Source organism: Kitasatospora sp. MAP12-44 (assembly GCF_029892095.1).
Taxonomy (GTDB): domain Bacteria; phylum Actinomycetota; class Actinomycetes; order Streptomycetales; family Streptomycetaceae; genus Kitasatospora.
The window spans coordinates 5753324-5778771 of the sequence record NZ_JARZAE010000004.1; the positions used below are offsets into that span (position 1 = coordinate 5753324).

A 25448-nucleotide genomic window follows, 5' to 3' on the forward strand; every position below is an offset into this window, starting at 1 on the left:
CAGCGGCGGTGCGCGTTCGGTCGAACTCCGGTTGAGAAACGATTCTCTTGCACCCCTAGACTGTTGCTCCAGCAGGTGGCCTCCGTCCGAAAGGCGCGCCCAGTGACTGTCGGCAAGTCTTCCCACCGCGACCAGCGCCGATCCTCCCCGTCCGATGCCGAGCCCGTCGGGGCTCCTCCCGGACCCGAGGACGGCAGTCCGAGCATCGGCCGGGTCCTCGCCGAGGCGCGCCGGCGCGCCGGCCTCACGGTCGACCAGGTGAGCGGCTCCACCCGGGTGCGGGTGCCGATCGTGCACGCCATCGAGGAGGACGACTTCGGCCGGTGCGGCGGGTCCTTCTACGCCCGCGGCCACGTCCGGGCCATCGCCCGGGCGGTCGGCGCCGACGGCGACTCGCTGGTGGCCCGCTACGACGAGATCCACGGCAACGCCCCGGTGGAGCTGCCCGCGCCGCCCTCGATCGACGCCCGGCGGATCCGCGCGGACCGCGGCGGCCGGCCGAACTGGACGGCCGCGATGGTCATGGCGATCCTCGCCGTGGTCGCGCTGATCGGCTACAACCTCGTCACCGGCAGGCCCGGCAAGCTCTCCGCCGGGGCGGCCAGCGAGCCGCTGCCCAGCGTCGCGGCCTCGATCGGCGCCTCGCCCTCGGCCGTCCAGCCGCCCGCCCCGGTGCCCAGCGTGGCGCCGATCGCGGCGGCCCCGGCGGACAAGGTCACCGTCAAGGTGGTCGCCGACGGCGGTGCCAGCTGGGTCTCGGCCGCGAACGGCGACGGCACGTCGCTCTTCCAGAACGACCTCGACCAGGGTGCCGACCAGACCTTCACCGACCCCAAGCAGATCAAGCTGGTGATCGGGAACGCCGCCGCCGTGCACCTGTACGTCAACGGCAAGGACCTCGGCTCCGCGGGCAAGGACGGCCAGGTGGTGCACCTCACCTTCACCCCGGGCGACCCGCAGACCGGTTGAGCCCCGGACCTGCGACGATCTTCGAATCGCCACGGCACGGCCTCCGGGGGGAACGGCACCGGAGGGCGCGCGTTAATCTTGGCCCTATGCCTGAACGCCGTACTGTCGCCCTTGTCACGCTCGGATGCGCCCGCAACGAGGTGGACTCCGAGGAACTCGCCGGGCGACTGGAGGCCGATGGTTGGCTGCTGGTCGACGACGCAGCCGATGCCGATGTCGCCGTGGTGAACACCTGCGGCTTCGTGGAGGCCGCCAAGAAGGACTCCGTGGACGCCCTCCTGGAGGCCAACGACCTGAAGGGTCACGGCCGCACCCAGGCGGTTGTGGCGGTCGGCTGCATGGCCGAGCGCTACGGCAAGGAGCTGCAGGACGCGCTCCCCGAGGCGGACGCCGTGCTGGGCTTCGACGACTACGCCAACATCACCGACCGCCTGCAGACCATCCTCGCCGGCGGCCACCACGCCGCCCACCTCCCCCGCGACCGCCGCAAGCTCCTCCCGCTCACCCCCGTCGCGCGCCAGGCGGCCGCCGCCGAGGTCGCCCTGCCGGGCCACGGCGCCCCCGCCGACCTGCCGGACGGGGTGGCCCCCGCCTCCGGCCCGCGTACCCTGCGCCGCCGGCTGGACGACAGCCCGGTGGCCTCGGTCAAGCTGGCCTCCGGCTGCGACCGCCGCTGCTCGTTCTGCGCGATCCCGGCCTTCCGTGGCTCGTTCATCTCCCGCCGCCCCTCCGACGTGCTGCACGAGTCGCAGTGGCTGGCCGAGCAGGACGTCCGCGAGGTGGTCCTGGTCAGCGAGAACAACACCTCGTACGGCAAGGACCTCGGGGACATCCGCCTGCTGGAGACGCTGCTGACCGAGATCGCCGCGGTCGAGGGCATCGAGCGGGTCCGGGTCAGCTACCTGCAGCCCGCCGAGATGCGGCCCGGGCTGATCGACGTGATGACCGGCACGCCCGGCGTGGTGCCGTACTTCGACCTGTCCTTCCAGCACTCGGCCCCGGCCGTGCTGCGCCGGATGCGGCGCTTCGGCAACACCGACCAGTTCCTCGACCTGCTGAAGACGATCCGCGACAAGGCGCCGCAGGCCGGCGCCCGCTCCAACTTCATCGTCGGCTTCCCCGGCGAGACCGAGGAGGACTTCGCGGAGCTGGAGCGCTTCATCACGAACGCGGGCCTGGACGCGATCGGCGTCTTCGGCTACTCGGACGAGGACGGCACCGAGGCGGCCGGCTTCGACGGCAAGCTGCCCGAGGACGTGGTGTCCGACCGGCTCGCCAGGCTCTCCAAGCTGGCCGAGGAGCTGACCGCCCAGCGGGCCGAGCAGCGGATCGACACCCTGGTCGAGGTGCTGGTCGAGTCGGTGGAGGACGGCGTGGTCGAGGGCCGGGCCGCCCACCAGGCACCCGAGACGGACGGCCTGACCACGCTGCTCGGCGCGCCGGACGCGCAGGTCGGCCAGTTCTACCGGGCCCGCGTGGTGGCCTCCGAGGGCGTTGACCTGGTCGCCGAGGCGATCGAGCTCTGCCGTCAGGCGGCGGCGGAATGACCGGCGGGCCGGGCAGCCCGGCAGCGGCCCGCCCGGCCCGGAGCGGGGCTGCGCGGCCCGCGGAGCCGTCGATCTGGAACATCGCCAACCTGCTGACGATGCTCCGCCTCGCGCTGGTGCCGGTCTTCGTCGTCCTGCTCTTCGCCGACGGCGGGCACAACCCCAAGTGGCGGGCGGTGGCCTGGGCGTCCTTCGCGATCGCCATGATCACCGATCTGTTCGATGGCGAGATCGCCCGCCGCAAGGGACTGGTCACCGACTTCGGCAAGATCGTCGACCCGATCGCCGACAAGGCGATCATGGGCGCCGCACTGATCGGCCTCTCGATCCTGGGCGACCTGCCCTGGTGGATCACGGTGGTGATTCTGGCCCGCGAGCTGGGCATCACCTTGATGCGGTTCTGGGTGATCCGCTACAGCGTGATCCCGGCCAGTCGGGGCGGGAAGCTCAAGACGCTCACCCAGGGCATTGCGGTCGGCATGTACGTGTTGCCGCTGACCGGCTGGCTGGCCACCGGGCGCCTGCTGCTGATGATCGCAGCGGTGCTGCTCACGGTCGCCACCGGCGCCGACTACGTGCGCCAGGCCGTCCAGCTGCGACGGGAGGGACTGGCGAAGGCCAGGAGGAGCGAATGACCGAGTACTACCCGCTCGCCGAGCAGGTGCACCAGGAGCTGCGCGCGCTGGGCGGCACGCTGGCCGTCGCCGAGTCGCTGACCGGCGGGCTGCTGGCCGCACAGCTGGTGGAGGTGCCCGGCGCCTCGGTGACCTTCCGCGGTTCGGTCACGGCGTACGCCACCGAGCTCAAGGCCTCGCTGCTGGGGGTCGACGAGGGACTGCTCGCGGTGCACGGCCCGGTGCATCCGCTGGTGGCCCGGCAGATGGCCGAGGGCGTGCGGCGGCTGCTCGGCGCCACCTTCGGGCTCGCCACCACCGGCGTGGCCGGTCCCGGGCCGCAGGACGGCGCACCCGCCGGCACCGTACACCTCGGGTTCGCCGGTCCGGGCGGAAGTGTCGTGAGATCGCCCCGGCTGTCGGGGGACCGTGCCACAATCCGACGGATGGCGGTGACCGGTGCGCTGGAGCTCTTCCTGGCCAGTGCCCCGGCGAACGGGGACCAGGTGGACACCATGATCTCCGGTTGAATCTTTGTTGAACAGGCAGAATCGGGGGCAGGTGTGAGAACCGCGGGGCGGCTGGGAAGAACTCAGGCAACGGACGGGCCGCTCGCCCCTCGTCCCATGCCCCCCGGCGCGGGGAGTGCCGCAGTGCGGGGGCGGGAACAAACAGGGGTGGGGGAACACTTGCAGCCCAGAGTGAACACGACCACGGTCCCCGCACACGATGCGGGCAAGGCGGTACGGTGGGGACGTGACATCTCGATCCGCAGTCCGAGGAGGGAGCCACCGATGATCCTGCTCCGTCGCCTCTTGGGTGACGTGCTGCGTCGGCAGCGCCAGCGCCAGGGCCGCACACTTCGCGAGGTGTCGGCCGCCGCACGAGTCTCGCTCGGATACCTCTCCGAGGTCGAGCGCGGGCAGAAGGAGGCCTCCTCCGAGCTGCTCTCCGCAATCTGCGACGCACTCGACGTCCGGATGTCCGAGGTCATGCGAGAGGTGAGCGACGAGCTGTCGCTGGCCGAGCTCGCCGCGATGGCCGCGCTCTCCGAGGGCGACCTGCTGCGTCCGGTGCTCGAACCGGTGCAACTCCCGGCCCCGGGAGACCGGATGAGTTCGATCAGCTCCAAGGCCGTGGACGTCGTCGCAGCCTGACCTCGCCCTGATCGGGGGATCGAGAGAAGGAGCCGCGGGTGCGCCGTTCCAGCGAGCGGCGTCCGGGTCGAATAGGTCCGGGCGCCCGACTCCGTCATCTGACCAGGCACGGCCCGCTGCGGTGGGCCGTCGCCGTACCGCTCAGTGCGTTGTGCTGGTGGCTGCTGCTGACCGGCGGACCGTCGCCCGGTGCCGGCGGCACGGTGCTCGGTCTGCTCACGCTCGGCGGCTGGAGTCTCGGTGTACTGCCGGTGCACAGCGATCGCACCCTCACCGCACCCAGGCGCCGACTACTTGCGCAGGCGCAGGCCCCGAGTGGTGGGGTGGAAGCCGGCGGCCTCCAGGACAGCGCCCAGCGGTGAGGTGAGCGCGGCCTCGCCGTTCGCCCGCTCCACCGTCACGCTGCTCAGCGCGCCCTTCTCGACCGCTCCGACCAGCGCCCCCGTCGCGGCCGCCAGGAGCTCCGGATCCTCGGCCCAGGCCAGCAGCGACTTGCCGCCGCGCTCCACATAGAGCACCAGCGCGCCGTCCACCAGCACCACCAGAGCTCCCGCCTTGCGGCCGGGCCGATGCGCGGTGGCCTGCTCGCCCGGCGGCTCGGGCCACGGCAGCGCGGCGCCGTACGCGTTGGCCGGATCGGCGGCCGCCAGCAGCTGCACCTGCGGCTCCCGGCCCCGATCGCGGGGCGCCTGGGACCAGTCGGCGCTGCTCGCCCGCTCCAGCAGGCCGTGCACCGAGCGCAGCCGGTCGGCCGCGCCGTCCATCGCGAACTGAGCGCCGCCCAGGCCCTCCACCAGGTAGCCCCGGCGGGCCCGGCCGCGCTCCTCCATCGCCGAGAGCACCCGGTAGACGCCCGCGAAGCCGCCCTGGATCCGCTCGGCCTGGACCGCGCCGCGGGTGAGCACCCCGTGCCGGTCGAGCAGCAGCTGGGCCTGGGCGGTGGCCCGCAGGGTCGGATCCGCGGCGGGCTCGGCCAGCAGCGACCAGCGGCCGACCACCGTCGGGTCACTCTGCCGGGCACCGGTGCTGCGGCCCAGCCCGCCGTACCGGCCGCGCGGGACGGCCCGCGGCGAGCGGTGCGCGGTGGAGCCGGGTGTCCGGCCCGAGCCGAGCAGCGCGCGCAGCGGGGCCAGCGTGTCATTGGTGACCCGGCCCGACCAGGCCAGATCCCAGAGGGCGGCGACCACCTCGGGCTCAGGGCTGGGCGCGACCCGCTCCATCAGCTGGCGGAAGAACAGGCCGTAGCCGCCCGCCAGCGCGTCCAGCAGGGCCTGGTGCAGCGGCGTCAGGGTGAGCGGGACGGGCTCCGGGCGCAGCAGCTGGGCGGCGTCGGCCAGCTGCAGGCTGACCCAGCCGTCCTTGCCGGGCAGCGCACCGACCCCCGACCAGCCGATCTCGCCGGCCGCCATCAACTCGTCCAGCAGACCCGGCTGGTAGTCCGTCAGGCGGGCGGGCAGCACCAGCTTCTCCAGGGCGGAGGCGGGCAGCGCGGCGCCCTGGAGCTGCTCGACCACCCGGAGCAGGCCGTCCGGGCCGCGCAGCTGGTGGCCGCCCAGGTGCTGCCACTGCGGCAGGAAGGCGGCCAGCGCCCGCGGCGGGACGGCCTCCACCTCCTGGCGCAGCGCGGCCAGCGAACGGCGGCGCAACCGGCGCAGCACGTCGGCGTCGCACCACTCGGCCTCGCCGCCGCCGCCCGCCTCGACCGGGCGGAACTCGCCCTGGACGAGCCGCCCGGCGGCCGTCAGCCGGTGCAGGACGCCGCTGACCACGGCGCTGCCGAGCCCGAACCGGGCGGCGGCCTGCTGGGCGGTGAACGGGCCGTGGGTGCGGGCGTGCCGGGCCAGCAGATCGCCGAGCGGGTCCTTCACCGGCTCGGTGAAGGCCTCCGGGATGCCGACCGGGAGCGGGGTGCCCAGCGCGTCGGCCAGCCGGCCGGCGTCCTCGATCGCCGCCCAGCGGTCCTGGCCGGCGATCCGCACCAGGATGGCCCGCCGGGCGGCCTGCAGCTCGCCGCCCCAGCCGGCCTCGGCGCCGCGGTCCGCCAGCTCCTGGGCACTTAGCGGGCCGAGCAGGCGCAGCGCGTCGGCGACGCCCTCGGCGTCCTTGATCCGCCGCTCGGGGGTGCGCCGCTGGAGCTCGGCCTCCAGCTCGGCCAGCACCGCCGGGTCGATCAGCTCGCGCAGCTCGGCCTGGCCGAGCAGCTCGGCGAGCAGCCGGGAGTCCAGCGCGAGGGCGGCGGCGCGGCGCTCGGCGAGCGGGGAGTCGCCCTCGTAGAGGTACTGGGCGACGTAGCCGAAGAGCAGCGAGCGGGCGAACGGCGAGGGCTCGGGGGTGGTGACCTCCACCAGCCGCACGGCGCGCGACTCCAGGTCGCGCATCAGCTCGACCAGGCCGGGCACGTCGAAGACGTCCTGCAGGCACTCCCGGACGGCCTCCAGGACGATCGGGAAGGAGCCGAACTCGCTCGCCACCGCCAGCAGCTGGGAGGCGCGCTGGCGCTGCTGCCAGAGCGGGGTGCGCCGGCCCGGGCTGCGCCGCGGCAGCAGCAGGGCGCGGCCGGCGCACTCGCGGAAGCGGGAGGCGAACAGCGCGGAGCCGCCGACCTGGTCGGTGACCAGCTGTTCGATCTCGGCAGGGTCGAAGAGCGCGGTGTCGGCCCCGACCGGAGCCTCGTCGGCGGTGGGGGCGTCCGGGGCGGGGAAGTCGAGCAGGTCGGCGTCCGGCAGGCGCAGCACGATGCCGTCGTCGCCGTGCATCACCTGCGGGTCCAGGCCGTGCTGCTCGCGCAGCCGGGCGCCCAGCGCCAGCGCCCACGGCGCGTGCACCTGGGCGCCGAAGGGGGAGTGGATGACGATCCGCCAGTCGCCCAGCTCGTCGCGGAAGCGCTCGACCACGATCGTCCGGTCGTCGGGCAGATGGCCGGCGGCCTGGCGCTGCTCGGCGAGGTAGCCGAGCAGGTTGTCGGCGGCCCAGTCGTCGAGACCGGCGGTCCGCAGGCGGGCCCGGGCCTGCGGCTCGGGCAGCGCGCCCAGCTCGCGGACGAAGGCGCCCAGGGCGCGGCCCAGCTCCAGCGGGCGCCCGAGCGTGTCCCCCTTCCAGAAGGGCAGTCGGCCGGGGACCCCCGGCGCGGGGGTGACCAGCACCTTGTCGTGGGTGATCTCCTGGATCCGCCAGGAGCTGGTGCCCAGGGTGAAGACGTCGCCCACCCGGGACTCGTAGACCATCTCCTCGTCCAGTTCTCCCACCCGTCGCCCGCCGCCACCCTTCTGAGGAAGCGCTTCGCGCTGCCCCTCCCCTTTTCCGCCCCCCTTCTTCGGGTCCGAGCCGACGATGAAGACGCCGAACAGGCCGCGGTCGGGGATGGTGCCGCCGGAGGTGACCGCGAGCCGCTGGGCGCCGGGGCGGCCGGTGACCGTCCGCGCGACGCGGTCCCAGACCAGGCGCGGGCGCAGCTCGGCGAAGGCGTCCGAGGGGTAGCGGCCGGCCAGCATGTCGAGCACCGAGTCGAAGGCGGACTGCGGCAGGGCGGCGAACGGCGCGGCCCGGCGGACCAGGGCGAGCAGCTCGTCGACGTCCCAGGTGTCCAGCGCGGTGATCGCCACCAGCTGCTGGGCCAGCACGTCCAGCGGGTTGCGGGGGATCCGCAGCGCCTCGATCTGGCCGGCCCGCATCCGCTCGGTGACCACCGCGGACTGCACCAGGTCGGCTCGGAACTTGGGGAACACCACGCCGGTGGAGACCGCGCCCACCTGGTGGCCGGCCCGGCCGACCCGCTGCAGCCCGGAGGCCACCGAGGGCGGTGACTCGACCTGGACGACCAGGTCGACCGCGCCCATGTCGATGCCCAGCTCCAGGCTGGAGGTGGCCACCACCGCGGGCAGCACGCCGGCCTTGAGCTCCTCCTCCACCAGGGCGCGCTGCTCCTTGGAGACCGAGCCGTGGTGGGCCCGGGCCAGCACCGGGGCCGCTCCCCGGGCGGTGCCGGACTCGGCCATCAGCTGCGCGGGGGCGTGCGACTCGGGCAGCGCCTCGCCGGTGGCCCGCTCGTGGGCGATCTCGTTCAGCCGGTTGCACAGCCGCTCGGCCAGCCGCCGCGAGTTGGCGAAGACGATGGTCGACCGGTGCGCCTGGACCAGGTCGACGATCCGCTCCTCGACATGGGGCCAGATCGAGGCCTTCTTCACCGGGTCGCCGTCGGTGGCGGGGCTGGGGGAGAGCTCGGCGAGGTCGGCCACCGGGACGACGACGGAGAGGTCGAAGCGCTTGGTGGACGGCGGCTGCACGATGATCGCGTCCCGGCTCGGGCTCAGGTAGCGGGCCACCTCCTCGACCGGGCGGACGGTGGCGGACAGGCCGATCCGCCGGGCCGGGTGCTCGAGCAGCTCGTCCAGCCGCTCCAGGCTGAGCGCCAGATGCGCGCCGCGCTTGGTGCCGGCGACGGCGTGCACCTCGTCCAGGATCACCGTGTCCACACCGCGCAGCGCCTCGCGGGAGGCGGAGGTGAGCAGCAGGAAGAGCGACTCGGGGGTGGTGATCAGGATGTCCGGCGGGTGGCTCTGGAAGCGGCGCCGGTCGGCGGCCGGGGTGTCGCCGGAGCGGATGCCGACCTGGACCTCCGGCTCGGGCAGGCCAAGACGCACGGCGGCTTGCCGCAGGCCGACCAGCGGGGCGCGCAGATTGCGCTCGACATCGACCGCCAGGGCCTTCAGCGGCGAGATGTAGAGCACCCGGCAGCGGCGGCGCGGATCGGCGGGCGGCGGGGTGCTGCTGAGCCGGTCCAGCGCGGAGAGGAAGGCGGCCAGCGTCTTGCCGGAGCCGGTGGGGGCGACCACCAGGACGTCGGCCTGCCGGCGGATCGCGGCCCAGGCGCCGGCCTGCGCGCTGGTCGGGCCGTCGAAGGCGGCGTCGAACCAGGCCCTGGTGGCCGGGGCGAAGCCGTCCAGGGGGTCGGAGGTGAGCTGCTGGTCCGCCATGTCCCCATGGTGCCCGCTGGCACTGACAAGCCGTTGCGGGCGGGGCGGGGAGCGACCAGGAGGAGTAGTAAATGTACGTAATAGGGATTTTCCGCTCATATGGTGATGATTCAGATCACCCATGAGTGAAGGGAACACCATGGCAGAGGTGCGCATGGTGTCCCGTCGCTGCGGCGGACGCCGCTCGTTGCTGCTGCGCGGGTCGCCGGCGCTGCTGGCGGTCGTGCTGCTGCTGGCCGGCGCCCTGCCGTACGTCGCCGGGGCGCAGCGCTCCTACCTCAGCTATCTGGTGCTGGCCGAGCGGCTGGACGCGCCGGGGGAGGCCGTCGCCGCCGACGCCGTCCGGGCCGCCGGCGGGCAGGTGGTCCAGGGGTATCCGCAGATCGGCGCCGTGCTCGCGTACGCCGCCGACGGCGCCTTCGCCGGACGGCTGCGCGGCCGGCCCGGGATCGCCGCCGTCGGGGCCACCCGGACGGCGCCGGTGCCCGATCCGCCGGGGGCGCTCGGCGGCGCCGGGGACTTCGGCCGCAGCACGGCGTCGGAGGCCGTCCAGGGGCTGGAGTCGGACGACACGCCGACGGTGCCCGACCCGGGGGAGCACGGCGCCTGGAACCTCGCCATGATGGGCGCGCCCGCCGCGCAGCCGGCCCGCGGCGTGCTGCCGACGGCGGTCGCCACAGGCCGGTCCGGTCCGTCGGCCGCGGCGCTGCGCCGGGTGACCGTCGCGGTGCTCGACTCCGGGGTCGACGACACCCACCCCGACCTGCGCGACGCCGTGAACCCCGCGGCGTCGGCCTCCTGCGCCGACGGCCGCCCCGACCCCCGGTTCGGCGCCTGGCGGCCGGACCCCGGCGTCACCGAGAGCGGCCACGGCACGCACGTGGCCGGCATCATCGGCGCCGCCCGCGGTGTCATCGGGGTCGCGCCCGGCGTGCGGATCGCGGCGGTGCGACTGCTCGGGCCGCTCGGCCAGTACTACCCGGAGAACATCGTCTGCGGCCTGCTCTGGGCCGCCGACCACGGCGCCTCGGCGATCAACGACAGCTACTTCGCCGACCCGTGGAAGTACAACTGCCCCGAGGACCCGGACCAGGCCGCGATCATCCTGGCCGTCGGCCGGGCGGTCGCCTACGCCCAGCAGCGCGGCGCGCTGGTGGTCGCCTCGGCCGGCAACGACGCGCAGGACCTGACCGCCTTCCGCACCGACGAGCGCAGTCCCAACGACCGGCTCTCCGGGCCGGCGCAGAACCGCTGGTTGGGCACCGAGTGCATCCGGCTGCCCGGTGAGCTGCCCGGGGTGCTGGCGATCAGCGCGGTGGACCGCAGCGGCGCGATCGCGAGCTATTCGAACGTCGGCGACGGGCGGATCGCCCTGGCGGCGCCCGGCGGGGATCCGGACGGCGGCCCTGGGGAGGCGATCGTCTCGGACTGGCCGGGCGGGCGGTTCGCGGCGCTGGCCGGTACCTCGATGAGCGCCGCCCATGTCACCGGCGCGATCGCCGTCGCGGCGGCCGACCACCCGGGCTGGGGTCCGGACCGGCTGCGCGAGCTGCTGCTGGCGCAGGCCAGGACCGACTGCCCGCCGGGGCTCGGCCCCGGATCCGGCCCCGGTGTCGGCCCCGGTGTCGGCCACTGCCCGGACCGGCGGGCCTACGGCGCCGGGATCGTCACCCTGCCGCATTGAGACCGGCGGTCTAAGGCCCTGACCGGGGTCCGCGCGGCCTGTCGGATACTTGGGTCCATGAGGCTGACCGAGTTCTGGCGACGGATGGACGAGCACTTCGGCGCGGGGTATGCGGAGTCCTTCGCGCGTGACCATGTGATGGCCGAGCTCGGCGGCCGGACGGTTCACCAGGCGCTGGAGGCGGGCTGGGAGGCCAAGGACGTGTGGCGGGTGGTCTGCCAGGTGATGGGCGTGCCGGCGCTGCTGCGCTGATCCGGTCCTGCTGCTGCACAGAGCGCGGCGGGCAGGCGTGGGCGCTTAATCGAACTGGTGTTCCCTATACTGAGACCGACGGGCGAATGGAGGGTGGGAGAAGGAGCGGGTCGAGGGCCGAGTCCAGGCGGTGCCGACGAAGGAGCCATGGCGGAGCCCTGGCGACTGAGGAGAAGCCGTCTGGGCGAGAGTCATCGGGCCGCGACGCCGCCCTCCATTCGCCGGTCGGTCTGAATTCCCTGCGGAGTTTTCCACAGGAGGAGCCGGTCCTTGGCTGATTGTCGGTGGCAGGCGCTAGCGTCGAGGACGATGAAGAGCACAGCACAGAAACCGAGGGTGGAAGCCATGGCAGGTACGGACCGCGAGAAGGCACTTGAGAACGCGCTCGCCCAGATCGAGCGGCAGTTCGGCAAGGGCTCGGTGATGCGCCTGGGCGACCAGTCGCGTGCCCCGATCGACGTGATCCCGACCGGATCCACCGCGCTGGACGTCGCCCTCGGCGTCGGCGGCCTGCCGCGTGGCCGGGTGATCGAGATCTACGGCCCCGAGTCCTCCGGCAAGACCACCCTGACCCTGCACGCCGCGGCCAGCGCCCAGAAGCTCGGCGGCACGGTCGCCTTCATCGACGCGGAGCACGCGCTCGACCCCGAGTACGCCCGCAAGCTCGGTGTCGACACCGATGCCCTGCTGGTCTCCCAGCCGGACACCGGTGAGCAGGCGCTGGAGATCACCGACATGCTGATCCGCTCCGGCGCGGTCGACCTGATCATCATCGACTCGGTGGCCGCGCTGGTGCCGCGCGCCGAGATCGAGGGTGAGATGGGTGACTCGCACGTCGGTCTGCAGGCCCGGCTGATGAGCCAGGCGCTGCGGAAGATCGCCGGTGCGCTGAACCAGTCGAACACCACGGCGATCTTCATCAACCAGCTGCGCGAGAAGATCGGCGTGATGTTCGGCTCGCCGGAGACCACCACCGGTGGCCGCGCGCTGAAGTTCTACGCCTCGGTACGCCTGGACATCCGCCGCATCGAGACCCTGAAGGACGGCACCGAGGCGGTCGGCAACCGCACCCGCGTGAAGGTCGTCAAGAACAAGGTCGCGGCGCCGTTCAAGCAGGCCGAGTTCGACATCCTCTACGGCCACGGCATCAGCTGGGAGGGCGGCCTGATCGACATGGGCGTCGAGAACGGCTTCATCCGCAAGGCCGGCGCCTGGTACACGTACGAGGGCGACCAGCTGGGCCAGGGCAAGGAGAACGCCCGCAACTTCCTGCGCGACAACCCGGCGCTGGCCGAGGAGATCGAGAAGAAGATCAAGGTGAAGCTGGGGATCGGTGTCGACCCGAACGCCCCGGTCGACGGCGAGCCGGCCGCCACGCCGGAGGTCGACGGCGCGGCCAAGCCGATCACCGCCACGGCGGCCAAGCCGGCCACCGCGAAGAAGGCAGCCGCAGCGGCCAAGGCCTGAGCAGCTGATGAGGAGCGAGTCGAGGCGAGCGGGCGCCGGCTCCGGCTCCGGCGCGCCGTCGTGGCGTGACCCGGAGCCGGGTGGGCAGGACGAGTCGGGCGAGTGGGGGCCGCGCGACTGGTGTGCCAGCGGCGTCGGCGGCGCGAGTTTCGACCTCACGGACCACGGGCACACCGCCGAGTCGGGCTCCGGTTCGCAGACGGGCGCCGGGGGGCGCCGCGCGGCGGCCGGGGGGGCCGGGGCGGAGCCCGACGCGCAGGCCGGTGAGCAAAGGTCCTGGGACGAGCGGGTTCGAACGGGGGGCCGCGGCGGCCGACGCGGGGGGCGTCGCTCGGGTCGCGGTGAGTCGGGTCGCGGTGAATCGGGCCGGCGTGACAGCGGGGAGCGTGGGTCCGGGGGGGCTCGCGCACCGCGCAGCGCCGGGCCGTCCGACGCGGAGGCCGATCCGGCGGCCCGGGCCCGTGACATCTGCCTGCGCCTGCTCACCGGCACCGCCAAGACCCGCAAGCAACTCGCCGACGCCCTGCGCAAGCGGGAGATCCCGGACGAGGTGGCCGAGGAGGTACTGGCTCGCTTCGAGGACGTCGGACTGATCGACGACGCCGCCTTCGCCGCGGCCTGGGTCGAGACCCGGCACGCCGGGCGCGGGCTGGCCCGCCGGGCGCTGGCCCAGGAGCTGCGCACTCGCGGGGTGGCCGGCGCGGTGGTCGAGGAGGCGGTCGCCGGGCTCGACCCCGACGAGGAGGTGGCCACCGCCCGGGCACTGGTGGACCGCAAGCTGCGCTCGACGGCGGGCCTGGACCGCCAGGTGCGGATGCGGCGGCTGGTCGGGATGCTGGCCCGCCGCGGCTATGCCGAGGGCCTGGCCTTCCGAGCGGTGCGCGAAGCCCTGGACGCGGAGGGCGAGTCGACCCAGGAGCTGGAGGACTGGTCGCTCGGCGACGGCTGACCGGATGCTGACGGTGCGTATGCCGGCCAGTCGTGGTGATGACCTGTCAGTGACGGTCAATGGTCAGGATTCGATCACATCTTGACCGTTTCGTAACCCGCGCCTAGCCTCACAAGCAGCGAGCGATCATTTCGATCTTGACGTTGCCGTACCCGGTCAGCGCCGGTCGAGCTGCGCGGGAACGGATGTGGGGCCGGATGAAGATCGCACTGAGTGCCGGATCGGTAGGCCCCCTGCTGCTGGTCGGTCTGCTCTGCCTGCTGGCCGCCGGCTTCGGCCTGGCGATCCGTCAGTACCACTCCGCGCGGCGCCGCTTGCGCGCCGAGGCGGGCGCGGCCGAGCTGCGGCACGCGGCGGAGGCCGCCAGACTGCGGGCCGACGTGGAGCGCCGCGAGGAGCGACTGGTCGAGCGGGAGGCCCGGCTGGACGCCGAGCAGGCCCGACTGCGGGCCGAGAGCGAGGAGTTGGCGGCCCGCAGCGGCGCGCTGCGGCAGACCCGGGTCGAGCTGGCCGAGGTGGCGGCCGAGCGCCGCCGGGTGCTGGAGCGCGCGGCCGGCCTGAGCGCCGAGCAGGCTCGCACCGAACTGCTGCGCGCCGTCGAGGAAGAGGCCAAGCACGAGGCCGCGCTGACGGTGCGGGAGATCGAACGCCAGGCCAGGCAGGAGGGCGAGGGGCGGGCCCGCGACATCATCGCCCACACGATCCAGCGGCTGGCCGGCGAGCAGACCGCGGAGTCCGTGGTCAGCGTCATCCAGCTGCCCGGCGACGACCTCAAGGGCCGGATCATCGGGCGGGAGGGCCGCAACATCCGGGCGTTCGAGGCGGCCACCGGGGTCAACCTGATCGTCGACGACACCCCGGAGTCCGTCCAGCTCTCCTGCTTCGATCCGGTGCGCCGCGAGACGGCCCGGCTGACCCTGACCGCGCTGCTCTCCGACGGCCGGATCCATCCGCAGCGGATCGAGGAGGTGCACGACCGCAGCCGGGCCGAGGTGGAGCGGCTCTGCGTGCGGGCGGGGGAGGACGCGCTGCTGGCGGTGCGGCTCACCGACATGCACCCTGAACTGGTCCGCACCCTGGGCCGGTTGCGCTACCGCACCTCGTACGGGCAGAACGTGCTCGGCCACCTGGTGGAGTCGGCGCAGATCGCCGGCATGATGGCGGCCGAACTGGGCGTCGATCCGGTGCTGGTGAAGCGCTGCTCGCTGCTGCACGACATCGGCAAGGCGCTGACCCACGAGGTGGAGGGCAGCCACGCGGCGATCGGTGCGGAGTTCGCCCGCCGGCACGGGGAGTCGCCCGAGGTGGTGCACGCGATCGAGGCGCACCACGGCGAGGTGGAACCGCGCACGGTGGAGGCCGTGCTGACCCAGGCGGCCGACGCCTGCTCGGGCGGCCGACCCGGGGCCCGGCGGGAGTCACTGGAGGCGTACGTCCGCCGGCTGGAGCGGCTGGAGGAGATAGCCTCCGCGCACGAGGGGGTGGCGAAGGTCTTCGCGATGCAGGCCGGCCGCGAGGTGCGGGTGATGGTGCAGCCCGAGCTGGTGGACGACCTGCGGGCGCAGGTGATCGCCCGCGAGGTCGCCAAGCAGGTGGCCGAGGAGCTCACCTACCCCGGCCAGATCCGGATCACCGTGGTCCGCGAGAGCCGCGCGACCGAGTTCGCGCGCTGAACCTGAGGTCAGGCGGTCTGCTCCGCCCCGGTCAGCGAGGCGGGTCCGCCCCGCGCCCGCTCGGCCAGCGCCTGGAGGTCCTCGGCCCGGCAGCCCTGGGTGATCCCGACCAGGTGGCCGTCCGGCCGTACCAGCAGCACGGTGTGCGGGCTGGCGCCGGGGTATTGCTCGGTGACCAGCACCTCGGCCGGCACCGGCAGCGCGGCCGCCACCTCGGCCAGCTGGGGCATCAGCCCGGCGCCCATCCAGTGCTCCGAGGACCAGACCGCCGTGCCGGGCGCGACCAGCAGCAGCAGGAAGGTGGCGCCCAGCCGGGCGTAGAGCTGGTCGGGGGCGCCCTCGGTGGTGACCACCGGGAGGTCCGGGACCAGCACCCCGGGCGCGGTGGCCGGCAGGTTCTCGGTGAGCGTCGTCGCCCGGGCCGGGCCGCGCGGCGTGCTGCGCTGCACCGGCACGCCGGCCGGAACCCCGGAGGGCGCGGCCGGGTAGGCCGGCGCGCCGCCGAACCGGCCGGTGCCCAGCAGCCCGTCCGCCAGGAGCGGCGCGTGCTTGCGGAACGAGCCGGTGAGCAGCGAGCGGCGGGTCTGCTGCCAGCCGCGCAGCGGGCGCAGCAGCGGCATCGTCTGGTCCACCGCGCGCAACCGGGCGCCGACCGCGCCGCGCCGCTCCGCCTCGTAGCCGTCCAGCAGTGAGCCGCCGGGCTGCGGGCCGCCCGCGTGAAGGTGCCAGGCGACGGCGAGCCGCCAGGCGAGGTTGTCGGCGTCCCGCAGGCCGTCCGCGAGGTTCTGCATGCCGAGCGCGCCGTGCAGGTGGGCGGCGTCGCCGGCCAGGAAGCAGCGTCCGGTGCGGAAGCGGGCGGCCAGCCGCTGCTGGGCGGTGTGGTCGGCGGCGGCGAGCAGGTCGTAGTGGGGCAGTTCCCCGCACCAGCCGGTCAGGGTGGATTTCACCCGGGTGAGCAGGGTGTCCCCGGTGACGATGCCCGGCCAGGTGGCGTGCGGATCGACCGGTTCGGTGGGTGCGGGCCGCCCGGGGGGCAGCCGCCAGTCCAGCCGCCACAGGCCGTCCGGCAGCGGGCGGGCCGAGGCCTCGCGGTCCCCGCGCCACGGCGGCTCGCGGTGCAGCCGGGCCTCGCCGGCGAACGGCAGGTCGACCCGGACGGTGGCGATGGCGTGCCGGTCCACCGCCGGTCGGCCCGGGAAGCGGATCTTCAGCAGCTTGCGCACGGTCGAGCGGGCCCCGTCGCAGCCGACCAGGTGGCTGGCCCGCCACCAGGTCTGCGAACCGTCCTGCGGGTGCCGGCTGCGTACGCTCACGCCGTCCCGGTCCTGGTTGACCTCCTCCACCCGGGAGAGCGGCACCAGCTGGATCAGCGGCGTGGCGGTCACCGCGTCGCGCAGCCCGCGCTGCAGCCGGTGCTGCGGCAGGTGCAGCACCGGATGATCCGTCAGCTCGAGCCGCAGCACCTCCTGGCGGCGGCGCCAGACGGTCAGTTGCTCCCAGCGCGCGGCGTCCGAGGCGGCCCGCAGGTAGCCGAGCCGGGTCAGGAAGGCGATGCTCTCCGAGCCGAGCACGGCGCTGCGCGGGCCTTCGGGGCAGACCCCGTTGCCCTGGTCCAGGACGATGCTCGGCACCTCGTGCCGGGCCAGTGCCAGTGCCAGCGCCAGACCCACCGGGCCGGCCCCCACCACGATCACCGGGTCCATGATCGGCCCCCGTCGCGGGTATCCGGGCAGGCCGAGGGCGATCCCGTGTCAGGTGGAGCGAGGGAGGTCCCGGGTGGTGTCACGAAGAGCAATGCAACAGATCACCTGGGTGTCCGTCAAGCAGGGGCAGGTGTGCGCCGGTTCGCGCCGCGGCGCCCGCGGGACTCGATCCACTTCGCCAGCGCCGTCAGCGCAAGGCAGAGCGCGATGTAGATCGGCGCGATCACCAGCACCACCGGGATGTAGGGGTAGCCCTGCGGGGTACTGGTGTTGCCGGCGATCAGCTTCCCCGCGTAGAGCAGTTCGGTGTAGGTGATCACGAAGCCCAGCGAGGTGTCCTTGAGGGTGACCACCAGCTGGCCGATCATCGCGGGCAGCATCGCCCGGACGGCCTGCGGCACCAGGACGGTCACCATCAGCTGGGTCTTGCGCAGGCCCAGCGCGGAGGCCGCCTCGCGCTGCCCGAGCGGCACCGCCTCGACCCCGCTGCGGATGATCTCGGCCTGCACGGCGCCGTTGTAGAGGCCGAGGCCGAGCACCAGGGCCCAGAGCGGCTGGGCGCTGAAGACCGCCTGGTAGAGCGCGAAGATCATGATCAGCAGCGGCATCGCGCGGAAGAACTCGACCACCGCGGACGCCGCCCAGCGCAGCGGCCGGTGCTCGGACAGCCGCCCGGCCGCCAGCAGCCCGCCGAGCAGCAGCGACAGGGCGGCGGCCAGCCCGAACGCGGTCAGGGTGTCCCGCACACCGTCCAGGATCCGCTGCTGCACCGCGGTGTACTCGAACGGGGCCCACATTGCCGGGTCGAACTGGCCGTGCGCGGCGAGCTGGCGGTAGACGAACCAGAGCAGCGCGGCGATGCCCGCCGCCCCGAGCAGGCCGAACGCCCGGTAGCGGGCCCGGGCGCGCGGGCCCGGCACGTCGTACAGCACGCTCGCGCGGGCGCTCATCGGGCCACCGCCGGCCGGCGCTCGAGACCGCGGAAGGCCAGCCCGACCAGCGCGCTGAGGAAGAGATAGGCGAGCGCGACCCAGAAGAAGACGGCGAAGATGGCGTAACCCCGTTCGGACAGTGTCTGCTGCACGCTGTAGAGCTCGGCGACGTTGAAGGCGCCGGCGATCGCGGAGTTCCTCGGCAGCGCGATGAAGATGCTGCTCATCGGCCCGAGCACGGCCCGCCCGGCCTGCGGCAGGACGATCTGGGTCAGCGTCTGACCGAAGGTCAGCCCCAGGCTGCGGGCAGCCTCGGCCTGGCCCAGCGGGACGGTGTTGACGCCCGAGCGCAGCACCTCGCAGACGAAGCTCGCGGTGTAGCAGCCGAGCGCGAGCACCGCGCAGACGAAGGCCGACAGGTGGACGTCCACCCGGGGCAGGCCGAAGGTCACCGCGAAGAAGAGCAGGGTCAGCGGCGTGTTGCGGAAGACACCGACCCAGGTCGTGGCGAAGACCCGCAGGACCGGCACCGGGGAGACCCGGAAGGCCGCCAGCAGGGTGCCGAGGAGCAGGGCCAGCACGGCGCTCACCGCGCTCAGCTCGACGGTCTGCAGGAACCCGTCGCGAAACAGCCCGAAGTTGCCGTCCTCGAACAATATGCCCATGCCAGCGGCCTTTCCGTCGCTCTGTTCCGGTCCGTCTCAGTAGCGCTCGAGGGCGGGCGGCTGCGGGGCGGGCGAGCCGGACCTGCCGAGCGTGGCGTCGTACGCGTTCTTCCAGTCGCCGTTGTCCTCGTGCGCCTTGAGCGCGTCGTCGATGGCGTTGCGCAGCACCTGGTCGTCCTTGTTCAGGCCGATGCCGTACTTCTCGGTGGAGAACGGCTTGCCGACCACCTTGAGCTGGCCGGAGTTCTGCGCGGCGTAGCCCTTGAGGATCGCGTCGTCGGTGGTGACCGCGTCGACGTCCTTGGTGATCAGCTTGTCCACGCAGCTCGAGTACGAGCCGAAGGTGCTCACGTCGGCGCCGTAGGGCTTGATCTGGTCCACCGAGGTCGAGCCGGTGACCGTGCAGACCTTCTTGCCCTTGGTCGACTCGGGGCCGGTGATGGAGGTGTCGTCCTTGCGCACCAGCAGGTCCTGGCCGGCCAGGTAGTACGGGCCGGCGAAGGAGACCTGGGCCTTGCGCTTGTCGTTGATGCTGTAGCTGCCGACGTAGTAGTCGATCTGGCCGCCGGCGATCGCGGTCTCGCGGTTGGCCGAGTCGATGGTCTTCCACTCGATCTGGCTGTCCGAGAAGCCCAGGTCGGCGGCGACCATCTTGGCGATCTCGATGTCGAAGCCGGTGCGGGTGTTGGTGGTGACGTCCTCGAAGCCGAGTCCGGGCTGGTCGGCCTTGGCGCCGATCACCAGCTTGCCGCGCTTCTTGGCGGCGGCGAGGGTGGCCGAGCCGTCCAGGGCGACGCCGCTCTTCACGGTGTAGCCGCTGGGCTTGACGGCGCTGTCGGTGCCGGCGGACGGCGAGCCGCTCTTGCCGCACGCGGCGGTGGCGGTGAGGGCGAGGACCGCGAGGGCGGCGGCGAGGGTACGGCGGATGGGCATGGCTGTGGAGCTCCTAGGCCGGGAGTTTGCGGTCCGGCGCGGTAGGGCCGGAGTGGACGCGCGTCGGCGTCAGTGGTGGAGGATCTTGGAGAGGAAGTCCTTGGCGCGGTCGCTGCGCGGGTTGGTGAAGAACGCCTCGGGGGTGTTCTCCTCGACGATCCGGCCGTCGGCCATGAACAGCACCCGGTTGGCGGCGGAGCGGGCGAAGCCCATCTCATGGGTGACCACGACCATCGTCATGCCCTCGGCGGCCAGGCCGCGCATGACGTCCAGCACCTCGGTGATCATCTCCGGGTCGAGCGCGGAGGTGGGCTCGTCGAAGAGCAGCACCTTGGGGTCCATCGCCAGCGCGCGGGCGATCGCCACCCGCTGCTGCTGGCCGCCGGAGAGCTGGGCCGGGAACTTGTCGGCCTGCGCGCCCACCCCGACCCGCTCCAGCAGGGCGCGGGCCTTGGCCTCCGCGTCGGCCCGGGGCGTCTTGCGGACCTTGACCTGGGCGAGGACCACGTTCTCCAGGACGGTCTTGTGCGCGAAGAGGTTGAAGCTCTGGAACACCATGCCGACCTCGGCCCGCAGCCTGGCCAGCTCGCGGCCCTCGGCGGGCAGCGGACGGCCGTCGATGGTGATGGTGCCGGAGTCGATGGTCTCCAGCCGGTTGATGGTGCGGCAGAGCGTCGACTTGCCGGAGCCCGAGGGCCCGATCACCACGACGACCTCGCCCTGGCTGATCGTCAGATTGATGTCCTGGAGCACATGGAGGGCTCCGAAGTGCTTGTTGACGCCGCTCAGCGCGACCAGGGTCCTCGGTCCGGCGTCCGCAGTCTCGGTCATAGCGCCCCTGCTCCCCTGGAACGGCCGGATGGGAGCGGCGACTCCCCCCCGGGTCGGACTGGCACCGGGGGCTGATGAGCCGGCGGAGCCCGCAGCCCCCGGTAGTACGACGGTAGGTCTACTGACGAAGCCACGTCAGTAGATCTGAGCGGAACTTGAGCATTACGAAAAGGACACACGCCCCCCACTGGAGCTGCGCGCCCGGGCGGTCTTAATTCTGGGGCTGGTCCGAGCGGCGGGCGTGGGGGAGGATGAGCGCTTCGTGGCAGCCGAGCGCTGCCGACCCGTTCCGAGCGGAAGGTGTGGGATGCGGCTGCTCCTCGTTGAGGACGATGACCGGGTCGCGGCCGCGTTGGTCGCGGTGCTGAGCCGGCACGGCTTCCAGGTGCGGCACGCGCGCAGCGGGCACGAGGCGCTGGACGCGCTGGTGCCGGACGGCGCCGACCCCTACCGGGTGGTGCTGCTGGACCTCGGGCTGCCCGACCGCGACGGCTTCGAGGTGTGCAGCCGGATCCGGGCCGGCAGCGGCGTGCCGGTGATCATGGTGACCGCGCGCGCCGACATCCGCTCCCGGATCCACGGCCTCAACCTCGGCGCGGACGACTACATCACCAAGCCCTACGACATGGGCGAGCTGCTGGCCCGGATCCACGCGGTGGCCCGGCGCTTCCAGCCCGCCGTCCCGAGCCCCGCCGACCAGCCGGAGGCGCCGGGCGGCCTCGGCGCGCTGGAGTCCTGGGGCATCAGCATCGACCGCGAGCGCCGCCGGGTCAGCGTGGCCGACCGGGACGTGGCGCTGACCCGCAAGGAGTTCGACCTGCTCGCGCTGCTCGCGCAGAGCCCGGGCGTGGTCTACCGGCGCGAGCAGATCTTCAGCGAGGTCTGGCAGAGCGGCTGGGAGGGCAACGGCCGGACCCTGGAGGTGCACATCGGCTCGCTGCGCACCAAGCTCGCGCTGCCCGGCCTGGTCGAGGCGGTGCGCGGGGTGGGCTACCGGCTGATCCCGCAGTCCCCGTCGCCGCCGGCCGCGCAGCCGCCCACGGGCTGACCCGGGCATGCGCACCCGCCTGCTCGGCATCCTGCTCTCCCTGATGGTCGGCGTCTTGGCCGCCCTCGGGGTGCCGCTGGCCGTCGCCATGGCCGCCGAGGAGCAGAGCACGGTGCTGGTGGACCGGATGGACGACGCCACCCGGTTCGCCCAGGAGGTGCCCTCGCAGGGCCTGCCCTCGCGCTCCGCGTCGAGCCAGGACGCCGCCTCCGGCGCGCAGCTGCCGGACGCGGCGCAGCTGCATGAGCTGCGCGCCGAGGTGCAGCGCTACCACGACCTCTACGGCCTGCGGATCGGCCTCTTCATGAGCGACGGCAGCGTCCTGGCGGTCGCCCCGGGCGACTGGCACGAGCCGACCGGCGGGGTCGCCGGGCTGGCCGTCCACGAGGCCGAGGACGGCCGGCGCAGCCAGAACCCGCCGCAGGTCTGGCCGTGGACCCCGGACCGCACGCTGACCGTCGCCGCGCCGGTGGTCCGGGACGGCGACGTGGTGGCGCTGGTGGTCACCGAGTCGCCGTCCGGCGCGCTGCGTTCGCGGATCGAGCACCGCTGGCTGCTGCTGGCCGCCGGCGAGGCGGTCGCCATGATCATCGCCGTGCTGCTCGCGGTGCGGCTGACCGAGTGGGTGCTGCGCCCGGTGCGCACCCTGGACCGGGCGGCCCACGACATCGCCACCGGGCGGATGAACGCCCGGGTCGCGCCCGCCGGTGGACCGCCCGAGCTGCGCCGCCTTGCGGCCTCCTTCAACGACATGGCCGACCATGTGGTGCTCGTCCTCGACCAGCAGCGGGACTTCGTCGCGGACGCCTCCCACCAGCTGCGCAACCCGCTGGCGGCGCTGCTGCTGCGGGTCGAGCTGCTGGGCCTGGAACTGCCGGAGCGGCACGAGGCGGATCTGGCCCAGGTGCGCGAGGAGGGCGTCCGGCTGGCCCGGGTGCTGGACGACCTGCTCGGGCTGGCCACCGCCGAGGGCAACCGGCCCGAGCCGGAGCCGGTCGACCTGACCACCCTGGCGCTGGCCCGCACCGATGCCTGGCTGCCGGTGGCCCGCCGCCGCGGGCTGCTGCTGACCTGCGACGCGCCGCCGCAGGCCCGTGGCTGGGCCGACCCGATCGGGTTCGGCAGTGCGCTGGACGCGGTGCTCGACAACGCGCTGAAGTTCGGCCCGCCCGGCAGCGAGGTGCTGCTCTCGGTGGTGGTGCACAGGGAGGAGGTCGCGGTCACCGTCACGGACAGCGGCCCGGGGCTGACCGAGGAGGAGCTGGCCCGGGTCGGCGACCGGTTCTGGCGCAGCGCCCGGCACACCAACGTGGACGGTTCCGGGCTCGGCCTCTCGATCGCCCGGACCCTGCTGCAGGCGGGCGGCGGCTCGCTGGACTTCGCCCCGGTGCGGCCCAGCGGCCTCGCCGTCACCTTCACGGTGCCGCGGGCGCGGTAGGGCCTGGGGCGCGTCTCAGGGTTTGGCGGAGCGGTAGTAGCGCTTGGCGCCCTCGTGCAGCGGGAGCGGATCGGTGTAGACGGCGGTGCTGCGGTCCACCACCTGGGCGGCGTGCACCTGCGAGCCGATGCTGTCCCGGCTGTCGATCACCGCCTGGGTGATCCGCTCGACCAGCAGCGGATCGACGTCGGCCCGGGTGATCAGCAGGTTCGGCACGGCCATCGTCAGGACCGGGGTCCCGAACGGCTGGGCCTTGGGGTAGACGTCGGCGGGCAGGACGGCGGCCCGGTAGGCGCCGGTGTCGCCGCCCTCCTTGTGCAGCGCGTCGACCAGGTCACCGAGCGGTACCAGCCGGATCGGGAAGCGCTCGGAGAGGTCGCTCAGCGCGCCGGTCGGCAGTCCGCCGGACCAGAAGAAGGCGTTGATCTCGCCCGACTGGAGCTGGTTGGCCGCGTCCTCCACGCCCAGCGGCTCGGGGACGATCCCGGAGTCCGGGTCGATCCCGGCCGCCGACAGCAGCTGGCGGGTGACCAGGTTCACCCCGGACTTGGGCTGGCCCACGCCGACCTTCTTGCCCCTGAGCTGGGAGACCTGGGTCACCGTGGAGTCGGCCGGGACGATCAGCTGCAGGTAGTCGTCGTAGAGCCGGGCGATCGCCCGCAGCTGGCCGCTGCCGGTCTCGTTGAAGTCGGCCACCGCGTCGGCGGTGGCTATGGCGAAGTCGTCCTTGCCCTGGGTGACCCGTTCCAGGTTGTCCACCGACCCCTGCGAGGCGTCCAGCCGCAGCTGCACGCCGGGCATCGCGGTGTGCAGGTAGCCGCTCAGCAGCTGGCCGTACTTGTCGTAGACGCCGCTCTGGACGCCGGTGGCGAAGCCGTACGTGCCGCGGGGGTAGGAGGGCGTGCCGCCGCCGTCCAGCCACCAGCCGGCCAGCGCGCCCACCACCAGCAGCAGCGCGGCGGCGGCCCGCCAGGGCCGGCTGCGGGCGGCGGCGCTCAGGCGTCCGGTGCTCGGTGTCATGGGGGGATCCTGCCAGGAGGGAGCGCGATCCGGGAGGGGGATCGCGCCTGCGGGCAGGCTCCGGGCTGCCCTTACCCTTGCTGTTGTGGGTATGGGAGAGAGCTTGCGAACTTACAAAGTCGTCACGTACGGCTGTCAGATGAACGTCCACGACTCCGAGCGGCTGTCCGGGCTGCTGGAGGACGCCGGATACGTGAAGGCCGAGCCGGTCGGAGACCCCGACCTGGTGGTCTTCAACACCTGCGCGGTGCGCGAGAACGCCGACAACAAGCTGTACGGCAACCTCGGCCAGCTGGCGCCCGCCAAGACCCGCAACAAGGGCATGCAGATCGCCGTCGGCGGCTGCCTGGCCCAGAAGGACCGCGACACCATCGTGCAGAAGGCGCCGTGGGTGGACGTGGTCTTCGGCACCCACAACATCGGCCACCTGCCGGCGCTGCTGGAGCGGGCCCGGATCGAGCAGCAGGCCCAGGTGGAGATCCTGGACTCGCTGGAGACCTTCCCCTCCACGCTGCCCACCCGCCGCGAGTCCGCCTACGCGGCCTGGGTCGCGATCTCGGTCGGCTGCAACAACACCTGCACCTTCTGCATCGTCCCGGCGCTGCGCGGCAAGGAGGAGGACCGCCGGCCCGGCGACGTGCTCGCCGAGGTCGAGGCGCTGGTCGGCGAGGGCGTCATCGAGGTGACCCTGCTCGGCCAGAACGTCAACGCGTACGGCTCCGACCTGGGCGACCGCGAGGCCTTCTCCAAGCTGCTGCGGGCCTGCGGGCAGGTCGAGGGGCTGGAGCGGGTGCGCTTCACCTCCCCGCACCCGCGCGACTTCACCGACGACGTGATCGCCGCGATGGCCGAGACCCCGAACGTGATGCACCAGCTGCACATGCCGCTGCAGTCGGGCTCGGACACCGTGCTGCGGGCGATGAAGCGCTCCTACCGCCAGGACCGCTTCCTCGGCATCATCGAGAAGGTGCGCGCCGCGATGCCGGACGCCGCGATCTCCACCGACATCATCGTCGGCTTCCCCGGCGAGACCGAGGAGGACTTCGAGCAGACCATGCACGTGGTCCGCCAGGCCCGCTTCACCAACGCCTTCACCTTCCAGTACTCCAAGCGGCCCGGGACCCCGGCCGCCGAGATGGCTGACCAGATCCCGAAGGCCGTGGTGCAGGCGCGCTACGAGCGGCTGATCGCCCTCCAGGAGGAGATCTCCTGGGAGGAGAACAAGAAGCAGGTCGGGCGCACCCTGGAGATCCTGGTCGCCGAGGGCGAGGGCAAGAAGGACGACCGCACCGACCGGCTCTCCGGCCGCGCGCCCGACAACCGCTTGGTGCACTTCACGAGGCCGACCGAGCCGGTGCGCCCGGGTGACGTGGTGACCGTCGAGATCACCTACGCAGCCCCGCACCACCTGCTCGCCGAGGGCCCCACCCTCGCCGTCCGCCGCACCCGCGCGGGCGACGCCTGGGAGAAGCGCACCGCGAAGCCGGCGGCCAAGCCGGCGGGCGTCCTGCTGGGCCTGCCGACGGTCGGCGTGCCGCTGCTCAGCGCACCGGCGGCCGAGGGCGGCTGCTGCAGCAAGGACTGAGCACAGGC

20 protein-coding genes are annotated in these 25448 nt (G+C 73.4%); 13 read left to right on the forward strand and 7 right to left on the reverse strand.

Annotated features, from left to right (window positions below; genetic code table 11):
- Positions 1–102 precede the first annotated feature (102 nt).
- The 5 genes from P3T34_RS26535 to P3T34_RS26555 all read left to right on the forward strand — a co-directional run bounded on the left by P3T34_RS26535 (position 103) and on the right by P3T34_RS26555 (position 4287).
- Complete coding sequence (locus P3T34_RS26535; protein ID WP_280668544.1) at positions 103–969, forward strand: RodZ domain-containing protein; 867 nt, start codon at positions 103–105, stop codon at positions 967–969.
- Positions 970–1055: 86 nt separating this feature from the next.
- A complete protein-coding gene (gene rimO, locus P3T34_RS26540) occupies positions 1056–2516 on the forward strand; it encodes a 30S ribosomal protein S12 methylthiotransferase RimO (RefSeq protein ID WP_280668545.1) in 1461 nt (486 codons plus the stop codon).
- Positions 2513–3151, forward strand: a complete 639-nt coding sequence (pgsA, locus tag P3T34_RS26545) for a CDP-diacylglycerol--glycerol-3-phosphate 3-phosphatidyltransferase (RefSeq protein ID WP_280668546.1) — start codon at positions 2513–2515, stop codon at positions 3149–3151. Before rimO ends, pgsA begins: the two co-directional genes overlap by 4 nt.
- A complete protein-coding gene (locus tag P3T34_RS26550) occupies positions 3148–3660 on the forward strand; it encodes a CinA family protein (RefSeq protein WP_280668547.1) in 513 nt (170 codons plus the stop codon). Before pgsA ends, P3T34_RS26550 begins: the two co-directional genes overlap by 4 nt.
- Positions 3661–3924: 264 nt before the next feature.
- Positions 3925–4287 carry a helix-turn-helix transcriptional regulator gene (locus tag P3T34_RS26555; protein ID WP_280668548.1) on the forward strand — a complete coding sequence of 121 codons (363 nt, stop codon included), beginning with the start codon at positions 3925–3927 and terminating at the stop codon, positions 4285–4287.
- 290 nt (positions 4288–4577) lie between these two features.
- Here P3T34_RS26555 and P3T34_RS26560 read toward each other — a convergent pair whose 3' ends face one another.
- Positions 4578–9260: an ATP-dependent helicase gene (locus P3T34_RS26560; RefSeq protein WP_280668549.1), complete on the reverse strand. Its 4683-nt coding sequence runs from the start codon at positions 9258–9260 to the stop codon at positions 4578–4580.
- 139 nt (positions 9261–9399) lie between these two features.
- Between P3T34_RS26560 and P3T34_RS26565 the strand changes: the two genes are divergently transcribed.
- The 5 genes from P3T34_RS26565 (at position 9400) to rny (ending at position 15285) form a co-directional block, all read left to right on the forward strand.
- Positions 9400–10944 carry a S8 family serine peptidase gene (locus P3T34_RS26565; RefSeq protein ID WP_280668550.1) on the forward strand — a complete coding sequence of 515 codons (1545 nt, stop codon included), beginning with the start codon at positions 9400–9402 and terminating at the stop codon, positions 10942–10944.
- Positions 10945–11001: 57 nt separating this feature from the next.
- Positions 11002–11196, forward strand: coding sequence for a DUF3046 domain-containing protein (locus P3T34_RS26570; RefSeq protein WP_280668551.1), 195 nt, complete (start codon positions 11002–11004; stop codon positions 11194–11196).
- 345 nt (positions 11197–11541) lie between these two features.
- The gene (recA, locus tag P3T34_RS26575) at positions 11542–12663 is read left to right on the forward strand and encodes a recombinase RecA (protein WP_280668552.1); all 1122 of its coding nucleotides are present in this window, start codon (positions 11542–11544) and stop codon (positions 12661–12663) included.
- Between the two features lie 7 nt (positions 12664–12670).
- Positions 12671–13612 carry a recombination regulator RecX gene (recX, locus tag P3T34_RS26580; protein WP_280668553.1) on the forward strand — a complete coding sequence of 314 codons (942 nt, stop codon included), beginning with the start codon at positions 12671–12673 and terminating at the stop codon, positions 13610–13612.
- A 197-nt stretch (positions 13613–13809) separates the two neighbouring features.
- Positions 13810–15285, forward strand: a complete 1476-nt coding sequence (gene rny / locus P3T34_RS26585; RefSeq protein WP_280668554.1) for a ribonuclease Y — start codon at positions 13810–13812, stop codon at positions 15283–15285.
- A gap of 8 nt (positions 15286–15293) precedes the next feature.
- Here the strand turns inward: rny and P3T34_RS26590 are convergent, their stop codons facing one another.
- The 5 genes from P3T34_RS26590 to P3T34_RS26610 all read right to left on the reverse strand — a co-directional run bounded on the left by P3T34_RS26590 (position 15294) and on the right by P3T34_RS26610 (position 20316).
- Positions 15294–16988, reverse strand: a complete 1695-nt coding sequence (locus tag P3T34_RS26590) for an FAD-dependent monooxygenase (protein WP_280668555.1) — start codon at positions 16986–16988, stop codon at positions 15294–15296.
- A gap of 116 nt (positions 16989–17104) precedes the next feature.
- Entirely contained in the window at positions 17105–17938 is an 834-nt protein-coding gene (locus P3T34_RS26595; RefSeq protein WP_280668556.1) for an ABC transporter permease subunit, read from the reverse strand.
- Positions 17935–18585, reverse strand: coding sequence for an amino acid ABC transporter permease (locus P3T34_RS26600; RefSeq protein WP_280668557.1), 651 nt, complete (start codon positions 18583–18585; stop codon positions 17935–17937). Before P3T34_RS26600 ends, P3T34_RS26595 begins: the two co-directional genes overlap by 4 nt.
- 36 nt (positions 18586–18621) lie before the next feature.
- Positions 18622–19518: a glutamate ABC transporter substrate-binding protein gene (locus tag P3T34_RS26605; protein WP_280668558.1), complete on the reverse strand. Its 897-nt coding sequence runs from the start codon at positions 19516–19518 to the stop codon at positions 18622–18624.
- 69 nt (positions 19519–19587) lie between these two features.
- Positions 19588–20316, reverse strand: a complete 729-nt coding sequence (locus P3T34_RS26610; protein WP_280672411.1) for an amino acid ABC transporter ATP-binding protein — start codon at positions 20314–20316, stop codon at positions 19588–19590.
- Positions 20317–20656: 340 nt separating this feature from the next.
- Here P3T34_RS26610 and P3T34_RS26615 point away from each other — a divergent pair, with 340 nt between their 5' ends.
- Positions 20657–21397 (forward strand): response regulator transcription factor, encoded by a 741-nt coding sequence (locus P3T34_RS26615; protein ID WP_280668559.1) that lies wholly within the window; start codon positions 20657–20659, stop codon positions 21395–21397.
- A 7-nt stretch (positions 21398–21404) separates the two neighbouring features.
- On the forward strand, positions 21405–22835 hold the full coding sequence (locus P3T34_RS26620) for a HAMP domain-containing sensor histidine kinase (protein WP_280668560.1): 1431 nt from the start codon (positions 21405–21407) through the stop codon (positions 22833–22835).
- 15 nt (positions 22836–22850) lie between these two features.
- Here the strand turns inward: P3T34_RS26620 and P3T34_RS26625 are convergent, their stop codons facing one another.
- Positions 22851–23855, reverse strand: coding sequence for a TAXI family TRAP transporter solute-binding subunit (locus P3T34_RS26625; protein ID WP_280668561.1), 1005 nt, complete (start codon positions 23853–23855; stop codon positions 22851–22853).
- 91 nt (positions 23856–23946) lie between these two features.
- Between P3T34_RS26625 and miaB the strand changes: the two genes are divergently transcribed.
- Positions 23947–25440: a tRNA (N6-isopentenyl adenosine(37)-C2)-methylthiotransferase MiaB gene (miaB, locus tag P3T34_RS26630; RefSeq protein ID WP_280668562.1), complete on the forward strand. Its 1494-nt coding sequence runs from the start codon at positions 23947–23949 to the stop codon at positions 25438–25440.
- Positions 25441–25448 lie beyond the last annotated feature (8 nt).

What these genes read in the sequence shown, in the direction of transcription:
- rimO (WP_280668545.1), top strand. Translation starts at nt 1,056, where the DNA reads ATGCCTGAACGCCGTACTGTCGCCCTTGTCACGCTCGGATGCGCCCGC.
- pgsA (WP_280668546.1), top strand. Translation starts at nt 2,513, where the DNA reads ATGACCGGCGGGCCGGGCAGCCCGGCAGCGGCCCGCCCGGCCCGGAGC.
- P3T34_RS26550 (WP_280668547.1), top strand. Translation starts at nt 3,148, where the DNA reads ATGACCGAGTACTACCCGCTCGCCGAGCAGGTGCACCAGGAGCTGCGC.
- P3T34_RS26555 (WP_280668548.1), top strand. Translation starts at nt 3,925, where the DNA reads ATGATCCTGCTCCGTCGCCTCTTGGGTGACGTGCTGCGTCGGCAGCGC.
- P3T34_RS26560 (WP_280668549.1), bottom strand. Translation starts at nt 9,260, where the DNA reads ATGGCGGACCAGCAGCTCACCTCCGACCCCCTGGACGGCTTCGCCCCG.
- P3T34_RS26565 (WP_280668550.1), top strand. Translation starts at nt 9,400, where the DNA reads ATGGCAGAGGTGCGCATGGTGTCCCGTCGCTGCGGCGGACGCCGCTCG.
- P3T34_RS26570 (WP_280668551.1), top strand. Translation starts at nt 11,002, where the DNA reads ATGAGGCTGACCGAGTTCTGGCGACGGATGGACGAGCACTTCGGCGCG.
- recA (WP_280668552.1), top strand. Translation starts at nt 11,542, where the DNA reads ATGGCAGGTACGGACCGCGAGAAGGCACTTGAGAACGCGCTCGCCCAG.
- recX (WP_280668553.1), top strand. Translation starts at nt 12,671, where the DNA reads ATGAGGAGCGAGTCGAGGCGAGCGGGCGCCGGCTCCGGCTCCGGCGCG.
- rny (WP_280668554.1), top strand. Translation starts at nt 13,810, where the DNA reads ATGAAGATCGCACTGAGTGCCGGATCGGTAGGCCCCCTGCTGCTGGTC.
- P3T34_RS26590 (WP_280668555.1), bottom strand. Translation starts at nt 16,988, where the DNA reads ATGGACCCGGTGATCGTGGTGGGGGCCGGCCCGGTGGGTCTGGCGCTG.
- P3T34_RS26595 (WP_280668556.1), bottom strand. Translation starts at nt 17,938, where the DNA reads ATGAGCGCCCGCGCGAGCGTGCTGTACGACGTGCCGGGCCCGCGCGCC.
- P3T34_RS26600 (WP_280668557.1), bottom strand. Translation starts at nt 18,585, where the DNA reads ATGGGCATATTGTTCGAGGACGGCAACTTCGGGCTGTTTCGCGACGGG.
- P3T34_RS26605 (WP_280668558.1), bottom strand. Translation starts at nt 19,518, where the DNA reads ATGCCCATCCGCCGTACCCTCGCCGCCGCCCTCGCGGTCCTCGCCCTC.
- P3T34_RS26615 (WP_280668559.1), top strand. Translation starts at nt 20,657, where the DNA reads ATGCGGCTGCTCCTCGTTGAGGACGATGACCGGGTCGCGGCCGCGTTG.
- P3T34_RS26620 (WP_280668560.1), top strand. Translation starts at nt 21,405, where the DNA reads ATGCGCACCCGCCTGCTCGGCATCCTGCTCTCCCTGATGGTCGGCGTC.
- P3T34_RS26625 (WP_280668561.1), bottom strand. Translation starts at nt 23,855, where the DNA reads ATGACACCGAGCACCGGACGCCTGAGCGCCGCCGCCCGCAGCCGGCCC.
- miaB (WP_280668562.1), top strand. Translation starts at nt 23,947, where the DNA reads ATGGGAGAGAGCTTGCGAACTTACAAAGTCGTCACGTACGGCTGTCAG.